We start from the raw sequence: 12559 nt of genomic DNA on the forward strand, positions 1-12559 counted from the left end.
TATTAAATTTCAATGCCTTTTTATACAAAAAATAACTATCAAATGCACATTATTTACTACTTTCTTCCAAATCGTACTAATAATACAGAAAAAAATTAACATTGATTTACAAATAAATAACTGTTTAAATTATTAAATAAATATTAGTATAGTGAAAATTTTTCATTGGAGGTTTATATGAAAAAAATAATTAAAGTTAGTGCTTTAGCAGCAAGTAGCTTTTCTTTATTATTTTTAGCTGGTTGCTCTTCAAATAATAAAGAAGTTGCACAATATGGCGATAAAAAAATATCGCAGGAACAATTTTATCAGGAATTAAAGAGTTCTCCGACTAGCAAAACAATTCTAGCTAATATGTTGATCTACGGGGCTCTTAAAGAAGCGTACGGCAGTAAACTTAATAAAGATCAGGTAGAAGCCGATTATAATAGTTACAAAAAAAGATATGGTTCTCAATTTGATTCTTTTTTAAAAGAAAACTCCTATACAAAAAAATCTTTTAAACAAATGATTGAATTAAATCATCTAAGTAAAATCGCTTTAAAAAAGCAGATGAAGCCAACCACTTCCCAATTAAAAGAAGAATGGAAAGATTATCAACCAAAGATCACAGTTCAGCATATTTCAACTACTAGCCGCGATACAGCAAATACAGTTATTGAGAAACTTAATAATGGTGAAAGCTTTGCTAGTTTAGCTAGCAAGTATTCTGTCGATAGTCTAACTAGTTCCAATGGTGGAAAATTGCCCGCTTTTGATATGCAAAATAGACGATACGACTCTACTTTCAAAAAGGCCGCCTATAAATTAAAAAATGATGAATATACCAAAGAACCTATCAAAGTTACAAATGGTTATGAAGTCATTAAAATGATTAATCATCCTAAAAAGGGTAATTTTGCTGATAAGCAAAAAGAATTAACTGAAGCAATTTATAATAAATGGGCTAGCAACTCTAGAATTATGAATAATGTTATCAGTCAAGTATTAAAAGAACAGCACGTATCAATTAAAGACAAAGATTTAAAATCAGCTCTTGATATGTATAAAGGTTCCAATAAAGCAAATTTTTAAATACTAAGAATTAATAATATATAGAAAAAACTCTATTAAATTTTGGTGTTAATAAGCCTCGATTTAATAGAGTTTTTAATTTGAATTAAGATTTTTAAAGGATTAAACGCAAAATTGCTTAAATGCAATTTTAAAAGATATTTTTGATTAAAAAGGATTTAAATCATACTATTTTATAAGAAATACCAGCAAACTCTTTGTGGGCGCATCATAGAAGAGTAGTAATAATTTAAAAAATTACAGCCCCTATAATATGAGTAGGAACCAAAGTAAGAGTATGAATATGAGTAGTATACTCTCACACTAATTGAAACATAGTAATATCTAGTAGAGGATGTTGGAGCCGTAGGCGCTGTTGGAACTGTGCCTGCTGTTGGAGCGGTTGCGGCCGTGCCTGCTGTTGGGGCTGTGGCAGTTGTGCCCGCTGTTGGAGCGGTTGCGGCCGTGCCTGCTGTCGGAGCTGTAGCAGCTGTGCCCGCTGTTGGAGCGGTTGCGGCCGTGCCTGCTGTTGGAGCTGTGGCAGCTGTGCCCGCTGTTGGAGCGGTTGCGGCCGTGCCTGCTGTTGGAGCTGTGGCAGCTGTGCCCGCTGTTGGAGCGGTTGCGGCCGTGCCTGCTGTTGGGGCTGTGACGGTCGTGCCTGCTATATTGACTGTAAGTGGGGCAGTTTCCTTTACATCAGCTGTTTCTGCAACTAAGCCTATATTATGTTCATTTTGTAAGTTATTATCATTTTCAGCTGCCTTTGCCTTACCGGTATTTAGGGTAAAAGCCAGTAATAATACTGCTGTAGTCAGAGCTAATCTATACTTTTTCATTTTATTTTTCCCTCTTTAATTCATCTTCACCATGAGTTGTTTTTACCCAATATGAGTTGCCACGTATTTTCTTATAAAAAGCGATAATTATAGAAATATATAACAACAAATTATATATTGGAAAAGATATCAGCATACTTGCCATTAATACATACTGCTTAGACGATGTTAATTTCCAATATTTCCATCCCAAATAGCCACACCAAATTATGTTAATACTTATCAGTAGAACTAGTAAGCGCCAATATCCCTCTGCATTAACGCTCACAAATCCAAGGACTACCAAGTGACTTGCCCCAGTAATTAACGTAATTATTGGTAAGATCATGTAGAAAGTCATTTCACATTTTGCTCTCAAATTAAGATTGTTATTAGATATTATTTTTCCCCAATAATTTACTAAGCAATCTAATCCCCCCTGCACCCATCTACTTCGTTGTCTAATAAAAGCTAGAGGATGACTTACGGCTTCCTGAAACACCACGATATCGTGAGCATACAGAGTCTTTTTCCCATTCAAAAGAAAACGTGTACTAAATTCAAAATCTTCAAGCAGAGCATTTCCCCAAGGTCGATTAGTATCAACTGCACTTGCACGAATACATTGACCATTTCCAGAAACTGCTGCATTAGAGATAATATTTCGGGTATTTTGAATCCAATCATTAATTAAGGCAAACTCTATATCCTGTAAAATATGTAGCCAATTAGTTATCTTTATCATACCTACTCTAGTTTGCAAAAGATCTAAATTTTCATCTACAGAGAAGTACTGCAAAATCTTTCGATAGCCTTTTGCTGTCATATAGGCATCTGCATCCATAACTTCGATAATCAAGTATCGAGGATCATAATTATTCTGTGAAATGAGTCGACTATAGGCCCAATTAAGGGCTTCCCCTTTACCAATTTGTGCATTTGGCTTTTTTCGCGCAAACAACTTAACTCGATCAGTTTTTTCTTGAGCTATTACCATCTTAGTAATAGACGACGTTTTATCGGAAGAATCGTCATCAATAATTACCATTTCAACCTGAGAAAGTCCTGCTGTATTTTTTAGAAATTGTTTTATTGTTCGACTAATTACCGCCTCTTCATTCATTGCGGGAACTAATACTACTAAATGATACTTAGGATCAATTTTGCTTATATTTTTTGATAAGAAAGATTTAGCATTTTTACCCCATATTATTAATAAAACAACCCAAAGTACATAAATAAAAATCCCCGTTGCTGAAACATCAAAAATAATAGACTCTATTTTTGATCACTTCCTAACAAACAAGTCATGTTACTTAACTCGAATTGCTATAGGAGCCGTCGCCGCAGTTGCAGCTGTAGCGGCCGTTGGGGCTGTGGCTGCAGTCGCAGCTGTAGCTGCTGTGGGCGCAGTTGCAGCAAGAGATCCTTTGGCAGGAATGCCGGGCTTACCAGGAACACCGGGTTTTCCTGGAATTCCAGGTTTGCCTGGGATACCTGGAACAATAATCCAGTTACCATCCATTACTTCACCTTTAGCAGTTTCTGCCACTTTACCTAGAGCAGCTGTTTTTGCCACTGACGCTTTAGAAGCTGTTTTTGCTGTTTCACCTGAAGTTAAACTATTCGCAATTACATGATAAACATCAAGTTGACCTAAGATAATTACTGTACCTAAAGCAAAAACTATCTTTTTCCAGTTCTTAATCTTCATCTTTATTCCCTCCTACGTTATTACAAATGTTATGTTATCACTTCATTTTTTCTAATTCAATGTTATTTATAATAATATTTTGATGTTATTAATAGATTATTATAATCACTATTTGCAATTCATAATATCCGGAATAATCTAGTATTATCTTCAACTAATCATATATGTGTAAAGAATTAACAGAATATATTTTCAAAATTCACCTTCTCATTAGCACGTTTATTTTAAAGTGCTTTATCTTACTTAACATGTTTTTTATTTAAGTTGTTTTTGTTATATAACTACCCTTAGATTGTAGTTATTTTTATTATTTTAATTATTCCTTTGCTATTTTGAAGCACAAAAAAACCGAGACTCATTTCTGAATCTCGGAAGTAATAGTTTATTCTAAATATCTAATTTATTCTTTAATCTCGACCATATCTTCTTCTTCACGTTTTTGTTCAATCTTACGGAGCCATGGTAAGACAAAACCTAAACCAAAGAGTACTACAACGGTGATAATATTCATCCATAATTGATGGGTAAATGCTTTTGTACCAACTGCAACGTTTTGTGGAATGAATCCTAAAGTTGCACAAACAAAAGTAAAGAGTAAGCACCAAAAACCAACAGTTAATGCACCAGTCTTATTTTTAATAAATACATAGCTAGAGTGGTATTTATCCTGATGCATTCTCATTGCTACAAAGGCAAAGAATACCCAACAAGTTTTGTATGGAGAAATAATTCCGTTAACGTTCAACAGCCAGTTATAAATAGTATTGATGTTTGGCAAAGTACCAGTCAAAAGAAGTAAGAATAAGCTGAGTCCTACAGTAAAAGTGTAACTGTGAATTGGACGACCGTTCTTGTTCTTCTTGGTCAACCATTTTGGCATAAATTTTTCGCCAACATCCCCAGCAAATACACGACTTGAAGCATCGAGTAATACAGCAAGTTGAGCCATCATAAAGATAGCTTGAACAACTGCAAAAATGTACATCAATACCTTACCCATTCCTAAACTTTCACCTAAAAGTTGGAAAGCATAGTAAGGACCGTTCATCTTAAAGTCATGTGGGATCTTATGAGCGTTAAAGAACATAGCTAGTGCTAAGGTTCCAAAGATAGTTAAGAATCCTGTCATAATTGCAAGCATCCACATTGCCTTAGGAAAATCACGTTTAGGATTCTTCATTTGTTGCACGTATGGTGCAGCTAATTCTGCACCTGACATTGCAAAGATCAAAAGACCAGTAGTCGAGAAGTAATTTAAGCTAAATGATGGCTTAAATGCACCCCAGTTAAATGGTTGAGTTGCAATGTGGTGTCCATGCATTACTGACCAGGCAGCAAGCAAAACAAAAAGCATGGACATAATGAACATAGCTCCCCCACCAATTAAAGAAAGGATTTCTAGTGAGTTACGCAACTTATTTTCAAGTAAGATAAAGATCAAAATGATTACAAAAGTTAAAATTCCGAACCAGAACGTTGACATCTTCTTGTCTAAACTATTGTTACCAAAGATTATCCAACTGAAAGACACGATAACTGAGTTTGACACATCAACGATATATGGCACACTCTGAACCCAGTACATCCATGAAGTCCAATATCCTAAAGTATCGTTCGTACTTCTTCTTACCCAAGAAGCAAGTCCTCCATCTTGATTATCAAAAGTCAAACTCATTTGACTACTAATCAGTGCGTAAGGAATAACATAAGTAAATAAAAGAAAGATCCATGAAATTACAACTGAAAGACCTTGATTTTGAAATGGATAGAAGATATTTTCAAAACTAATAATCGTTACAAAATCAATCAGTGCAATAACTGGCCAACTCATATAATGTTTCTTATTCGGTTCTAAATCGCTAAAGACATCTGGTTTATCCAATTTTTAAATTCCCCCAAAATTAAAATGCTTTTCTACGTCCTATCTCTTAAATTTGGAGGTTTCAAAACTATCATTAAAGTATTCAAATTCACTTGTAGAAATCCTTTATAAATCGCTATAATTTATGCCGTAGTATTCTTGCAGATAAAATTTTGTACAAAAACGTCCGCACAAAATTATAAAGATTTCTAAAATTTTTGCAAGTCTATTTTAGAAAATTATAGTAGGAAAACAAGGTGATTAAATGAATTTTCTAAAAATTGCGTTAAGCAATCAACTAAAAAATAATGATTTTAATTCATGGCAAACTACTAATTTGAACGATGAAACTCAAGCTAGTGAACTTGCCGCTATTGTTGTAGCAGAGACTGATAAAAGTAGTCTTAAAACTGCTCAAGATTTACAAAAAAAATCAGGGCTTGGAATTCCTATTATTAAAGTTTCACATGAAACAATTTCTAATAATGAAAAAAATCAAATAATCGATGCCGCAAATCAATATACATCAGAAATGGTTCCTGGATTTTTAACTGATTTGGTCAATTTTGCAGAAGATCGTCCAGTTAGTTTTACTACACCAGGTCATCATAATGGCTTATATTACGAAAAACATCCAGCGGGAGTAGTATTTAATCGCTTCTTTGGTAAAAACCTCATGTTTGCTGATACCAGTGATACAGTACCAGAATTAGGCGATACCATGACCCACGAAGGAACGCCTTTAACTGCTGAGCAAAAAGCCGCCGAAACTTACCACGCCGACAAAGTTTATTTCTGTACTAATGGAACAACGAGTGCAAATTCAATTTGTGCAAGTGCTCTATTAACCAAAGATGACTTAGTTCTTTTTGATCGAAATAATCATAAATCCCTCTATAACAGTGCCTTAGTAATGACTGGTGCCAAACCAGTATATATCCCAACCGATCGTAATGCGCTTGGATTAATTGGAGAAATGGATCCTAACTTCTTAAGTGAAGAAAAAATTCGCGCTGAAATTGCTAAAGTTGACCCTGAAAAAGCTAAAGCTAAGCGTCCATTTAGACTAGCTATCATTCAATCAGAGACATATGATGGACTCTTTTATGACGCGAAGTGGATGATTGATAAAATTGGTAAACTATGCGATTACATTCTTTTTGATTGTGCGTGGGGAGGATTCGAACAATTTATTCCAATTATGAATCACTTGTCTCCTCTCAACTTAGACTTTGGGCCAGAAGATCCGGGTATTTTAGTAACTCAATCACTTCATAAACAACAAGCTGGGATGGGCCAAGCTTCACAAATTTTGAAAAAGGATGCTCATATTAAAGGCCAGAAACGTTACGTTGATCATAAACACTTTAACCACGCTTATCTTAAATTTGTTACCTCAAGTTACTCTTATCCCCTTTATGCCTCACTTACCGTTAACTCATATTTAACTAGTGGTGAGGGCAATAAAAAATGGTGGGACCGAATCTTACGCTTAGGAATTGAATGGCGGAAAGAATTAATTAGAAAATCAAAATTATTTAAGCCACTAGTAATTGATAATTTTGAAAATATTAGTACTGATGAGTTAGCTACAAATGAAAAGTACTGGAATTTAGATTCCACTAATCTTTGGCATGGATTTAGCAAAATTGCGTCTGGTCAGGCCATGATCGATCCTCTAAAAATTACTGTTGTAACTCCTGGAATTGATGTTAAAAATGCAAAATATGAAGAAACAGGTATTCCGGGACCAGTTGTCGCAGAATTTTTAATGGAGAAGCGGATTATTCGTGCAAAAGATGACCTATATTCTCTTCTTTTCTTATTAACGCCGGGAGATACTAAAACTGAATTAGATATCTTGCTAAATGCATTCTTAGAATTTGAACAATACTATAACGAGGACGCACCTCTAGAAAAAGTACTCCCTAAGCTAACTAAAGTATATAGTGCTCGCTACAAAGGTTATACTTTAAAACAGCTCTGCCAAGAAATGCATGCATATTACCGGGGAAATAATACCTTTACCCTCCAGCAAGAATTATTTGCGAAACCAGATATGCAAAATTATCAAATGACTCCCGAGCATGCTGACTATCTCTTCATGAAAAATGAAAGTGAATTAGTTAACTTAGAAGATGTTAAAGGTCGAATTGCTGCTGAAGGTGCATTACCGTATCCACCAGGTGTGTTTATTGTTGCACCAGGCGAAAAATGGAGCGATATTGATCAAAAATATTTCGAAGTTTTAGTAGGTGCTATCGAGTGTTTTCCAGGCTTTGTACCTGAAATTCAGGGAGTCTACTGGGATCAAAAATCAGATGGTAAAATAAGAGTACAAGCAGAAGTATTAAAGGAGAATTAGTAATGGTTTTATCTTGGAAAGAAAACTTACCAACCGAATTAAAAGAAAAAGTCAATAAAGTTGATAAAATGATTGAACCTCGTCTAGAAGAAATTGATGAGCAAGTATTCTATAACCAACAACGTGTTTTAGACATATTTAGGAAACATCGTGTTGGAGAAGAAGATTTAGTTCCTTCTACTGGCTATGGTTATGACGATGTTGGCCGTGACAAATTAGAAGCAATGTATGCGGACTATTTCAAAACTGATGATGCATTAGTACGGCCTCAATTTTCTTCAGCAACTCACGCTATTGCTGTTGGTCTATTTAGTATGCTCCGCCCTGGCGACACGCTCTACTACTTAACTGGTATGCCATATGACACTATTCAAGAAGTTATTGGCTTAGCTGGTGACAAACCAGGCAACATGAAAGAATGGGGTATTGACTTTAAGCACACTGATTTACTTGATAACGGTGAAGTTGACTATGAACAAGCTAGAAAAGACTTGCAAGATCCAAAAATTAAAGTTGTAACTATTCAACGTTCTCTTGGTTATGCTGTCCGTGCAAGCTTTACAATGGAAAAAATCAAGAAGATGCTTAAGTTTATTAAAGAAGTTCGTCCAGACGTAAAGATCTTCGTTGATAATTGTTACGGCGAATTTTCTGAATCAGAAGAACCAACTTTCTATGGTGCTGATATGATGGCGGGTTCTCTATTTAAGAATGCAGGTGCCGGAATCGTTAAAGCAGGTGCCTTCTTAGTCGGTAAAAAAGATCTAATTGAAGGAGCAGGTTCTCGTCTTAACGTCCCTGGTGCTGGTAAAGGAGAAGGCGCTACATGGGGCTATTTAAGAGATATGTACCAAGGATTCTTTATGGCAGCTCACACTACTGGAGAAGCCTTAAAGGGTATGATTTATACTGCTGCTCTCTGTGAAGAAATGGGAATGAAGGTTGCACCTAAGTGGAACGATCCAAGAACTGATATTGTTCAAACTGTAACCTTTGGTGAACCAGATCCAATGGTTAAATTCTGTGCTGCGATTCAACACTATTCACCAATGAACTCATTTGTTGATCCTATTCCATATCACCAAGATGGTTACGAAGATGACGTTGTTATGGCCTCCGGAAGCTTTACTGAAGGTTCTACGATTGAATTATCTTCAGACGGTCCAATGCGTCCACCATACCGTCTCTACGTGCAAGGCGGTCTTTCTTATGCCCATGACAAGATTGCAATCACTCATGCCGTAGAAGAAACGTTCTATAAAAAAGATTAGTACATATTAACATTATTGAAGGCCGGTGAGATTTTTAATTCACCGACCTTTTTTGCACCAATTAAAATTTTTTGTTAGGGTGGAAGATATACTTATATTTTTTAAGGAGGATTTTTTCGAGTTAATCTAAATTGCTTTAACTCATATTATGCAAAAAGAAAATCTAAACAATACAAATACTATCAAAGAAAAAAAGAACTATAAAAAGGCTCCGTTAATGCCCATTCATCTACGAGTATTTACTGCTGTACTGCTAGGTCAAATTGCCTGTGGTTTTTCCCTAGGTATTTCTGGGACTGCTCTTTCTAGCGCAAGTAAATATATTACAATTAGTGATCTATGGACTGGATTAATTGGTGCCGGGTCTTTAATAGGTTTAGCAGGAAGCATCTTAATTGGACGCCTATCTGATAAAATCGGCAGACGGAAATTATTAATGCTAAATATGTATGTCCTAGGATTTCTATCATTAACCCAATTGTTAACTAATAACTTAATACTTATTTTTATTATTAGAATTCTGATTGGTTTAATGATTGCTGTCGACTATACTGTGGGAAATGCTCTCTTAACCGAATGGCTACCTAAAGGCGAAGATAGTAAGAGACAAAGTCATCTTCTTATTTATTGGACCATTGGATTCATTGCTTCATATTTAACGGGAACCTTTATTACTGGCTTCGGTTCTTATAATTGGCAAATCATTTTATCTACCGGTGCAATCCCAGCGTTTATTGCAGCTATTTTTAGATCTATTTTTCCCTTACCTGCTTCACCAAGTTGGCTTGCTAGTCGTGGTAAAGTGAAAAAAGCTAACAAAGTTATCAAAAAACATATGGGACACAAATGGGGCCTTCCTCAAAAATTAAAAAAGGCTAAACCCGTCAAGGAAGTCTCTTGGACAATATTATTTTCCAGGAAATATTTGCGACAAACTTTAGTCGGTGGCCTTTTCTATGCTTGTCAAGCCTTTGCATTCTTTGGTATCAGTATTTTTCTTCCGATTCTCTTACAAGGTATGCACGTTACTGATCAAAAAATTTCCGGCATTATCTATAATGGGGGTATGTTCATTGGGGTACTTTTTGGAATTTTAATTTTTAACAAAATTAGTCGACGTGCATTTTTAATTAGTAACTTTTTACTCTCAAGTCTCTTGATTGGTTTTCTAGCAATCAATAAAAATATTAATTCCAATATTCAATTGATTATCTTTTGTATATTTGCAATTATTTTATCGTCTGGGTTAGTACTTGACTACCCTTATCCGACTGAGCTATTTGATATTAAAGTTCGAGGAACAGGAGTTGGAACTTGTATCACAATTAGTCGTTTTGGTGCAGCAGCTGGTACTTTCCTACTACCTATTTTAACTAATCTAGGTGGAGCGAATCTGGCAATGATCACTTGTGCTTTAGTTCTCTTTGCTGCCTTTGTCATCTGCTTAATCTGGGCTCCTGAAACTTCACCCCAATTCAAACAAAATAATTGATTTGATACTACTTTTTTCTAAAATTAAGTATTAGAAAGGATTAGGGTGATTCCTATGGTAAAAATGACAATTAGTCAAGATGCAATCGATTTTCTTAAAAACCGTGGTTATAACAAACATGAAATACTTTTAATTGTTGATGGCGGTGGCGGCGACTACTCGATTGAGGGCGGATCATGTAATATTGGAATGGATTATTCACTAATTTCACTTGATACAATGAAGCACGATCCACGCTACTCAGTAAAAATTGAAAATAATGCTAATTTTGAAATTTATACTTCTGACTACGATTTAGCATTTCTCGGTGATAATTTGATCCTTGATATTCATAATACCACCTTACGTTTACGTAATGATTCGGGCATCTTAACTGGCGCTGTTAAAATAGCAAAGGCGAGCTTTTTAGCAGAACGAGCTAAAGAAGGAATTATTGATCAAAAAAATTGTTAATGAATAACTTTTACTCTCAAATATAATTTTGAGAGTTTTTCTTTACACTACTTTCTCATTTTCCAATCCTGTTATTTCATTTTTATTTTGCACAATAGCTATAGATTTATTTTCTAAGACAATAAATTGTGATACCCAATATTCCATACATCCTACTCTATTTTTAAAGTGTTTTTATTAAACAATATTTCTTCATCGTGGCTTATCATAATTATCATGCATTTCTTCGATATTTCCTCCAAAAGTTGAAGAATGTCTTTTTTCATAGAGGAATGGATATTTGCCATAGGCTCATCCAGTACTAAACACTCTACATTTTTAGTCAAAGCAGAATAAAGTTTTACTAATTGAAGTTCTCCTGAAGAAAGAGTATCCATTTTTTTATCTAAAAAATGTTTAATATTAAATCTCTTCGAATAAAAAACTTGGGAATAATATTTATTTTTTATTTTATCAACATAATTTTCTAGATATTCTTCGACCGTACAAGATGGTATATCTATATCTTGAAATAAAAAGCCTATATTATTTCTCCTCATTTCTTTTCTATTTATTTTCTCAACCTCCATTCCATTTATAAAAATATCCCCTGATGTCTTAGAGTTATAGATTCCTGTTATACTACGTAAAAGAGTTGATTTTCCAATACCATTTTTTCCCGTAATCACATAAAATCCTGGATTTTCAAACCTATAGGTAACAGTATTTTTAAATAGTTCTTTCTCCCCATTTAAAGAAATATTCACTTTATTAAGAAAGATATTTTGAACTGTATTGATTTTTATAGATCCATCTACTTCAGGTTTCATACTAAGAAGATTATCCATTCGTGCATAAGATGCTTTAAAAGATTCTATTCTTACCAATATTGAAAATAGATTGTCTGCTTCACTTAATAATTGATTAAAGTATTGTAGAATAACTGAAAAATATCCAATAGTTATTTTTCCTGCTATTACAGACATTCCACCCCAAATAAAAAGAAAAAGTTGAAAAATTAACTGGATTCCAATTTGTAAAAGTGACATAACATAATTAAGAACAAAGTCCTTATGTCCAATTTTCAATAGTTTATTTTCGGTCTTCCTTAAACTGAATCTGTTAAGCGCTATTTCTTCTTTTCCCTTTATCTCTACATATCTTCTTAGCCAATCAGATAATTTTGAAAAATATTCACTATATATATTTTTTAAATCTAGACTAACTGTGTACATTCTTGGCTTTAAGAAGAAATAAAACATAGTATATATAAATAATAATAATAGTATTATCCAAAAATAAAGAATATTCGTTTTGATAAGATAAACAAGAATTATAGCTAATGAAAGCAAAAGAGCAATTAACTGACTTATCGTCTGAAAAATAAACGACATCACTTCAGTAATATCATCATTAATCTGATCAGTTAATTTTATCGGGTCCCTTTTTAGTATTTCCAATGTATCTTTTTTATATAGCTTTTTAATTAATAATTCATTCGCATATAAAACATTCTAAGCTAAATAGTGAATTAGTTATCCGACGGGATAATTGAT

Annotated in this window: 10 protein-coding genes; 5 read left to right on the forward strand and 5 right to left on the reverse strand. The window is 34.1% G+C overall.

What is annotated here, in order from left to right; all coding sequences use genetic code 11:
* Positions 1 to 177: 177 nt before the first annotated feature.
* A complete protein-coding gene (locus Q9R40_RS07920) occupies positions 178 to 1074 on the forward strand; it encodes a peptidylprolyl isomerase PrsA (RefSeq protein ID WP_304677179.1) in 897 nt (298 codons plus the stop codon).
* Between the two features lie 173 nt (positions 1075 to 1247).
* Here the strand turns inward: Q9R40_RS07920 and Q9R40_RS07925 are convergent, their stop codons facing one another.
* From Q9R40_RS07925 to Q9R40_RS07940, 4 genes are all read right to left on the reverse strand, one after another.
* Positions 1248 to 1889 (reverse strand): hypothetical protein, encoded by a 642-nt coding sequence (locus Q9R40_RS07925; RefSeq protein ID WP_304677180.1) that lies wholly within the window; start codon positions 1887 to 1889, stop codon positions 1248 to 1250.
* A gap of 1 nt (position 1890) precedes the next feature.
* Positions 1891 to 3150, reverse strand: a complete 1260-nt coding sequence (locus tag Q9R40_RS07930) for a glycosyltransferase family 2 protein (protein WP_370687756.1) — start codon at positions 3148 to 3150, stop codon at positions 1891 to 1893.
* 30 nt (positions 3151 to 3180) lie between these two features.
* Positions 3181 to 3582: a hypothetical protein gene (locus Q9R40_RS07935; protein ID WP_304677182.1), complete on the reverse strand. Its 402-nt coding sequence runs from the start codon at positions 3580 to 3582 to the stop codon at positions 3181 to 3183.
* Positions 3583 to 3982: 400 nt separating this feature from the next.
* Complete coding sequence (locus Q9R40_RS07940; RefSeq protein WP_297940520.1) at positions 3983 to 5464, reverse strand: APC family permease; 1482 nt, start codon at positions 5462 to 5464, stop codon at positions 3983 to 3985.
* A 244-nt stretch (positions 5465 to 5708) separates the two neighbouring features.
* Between Q9R40_RS07940 and Q9R40_RS07945 the strand changes: the two genes are divergently transcribed.
* From Q9R40_RS07945 to Q9R40_RS07960, 4 genes are all read left to right on the forward strand, one after another.
* A complete protein-coding gene (locus Q9R40_RS07945) occupies positions 5709 to 7808 on the forward strand; it encodes a putative ornithine decarboxylase (protein WP_304677184.1) in 2100 nt (699 codons plus the stop codon).
* A gap of 2 nt (positions 7809 to 7810) precedes the next feature.
* Positions 7811 to 9079, forward strand: coding sequence for a methionine gamma-lyase family protein (locus tag Q9R40_RS07950; protein WP_151374157.1), 1269 nt, complete (start codon positions 7811 to 7813; stop codon positions 9077 to 9079).
* A 148-nt stretch (positions 9080 to 9227) separates the two neighbouring features.
* On the forward strand, positions 9228 to 10571 hold the full coding sequence (locus tag Q9R40_RS07955; RefSeq protein WP_304677186.1) for an MFS transporter: 1344 nt from the start codon (positions 9228 to 9230) through the stop codon (positions 10569 to 10571).
* A gap of 54 nt (positions 10572 to 10625) precedes the next feature.
* Positions 10626 to 11024, forward strand: coding sequence for an iron-sulfur cluster biosynthesis family protein (locus tag Q9R40_RS07960; protein ID WP_011162620.1), 399 nt, complete (start codon positions 10626 to 10628; stop codon positions 11022 to 11024).
* A 152-nt stretch (positions 11025 to 11176) separates the two neighbouring features.
* On the opposite strand, the gene Q9R40_RS07965 is transcribed toward Q9R40_RS07960, so the two are convergent.
* A complete protein-coding gene (locus Q9R40_RS07965; RefSeq protein WP_304677188.1) occupies positions 11177 to 12463 on the reverse strand; it encodes an ABC transporter ATP-binding protein in 1287 nt (428 codons plus the stop codon).
* Positions 12464 to 12559: the final 96 nt, after the last annotated feature.

This window comes from uncultured Lactobacillus sp. (assembly GCF_948948975.1).
Classification (GTDB): domain Bacteria; phylum Bacillota; class Bacilli; order Lactobacillales; family Lactobacillaceae; genus Lactobacillus.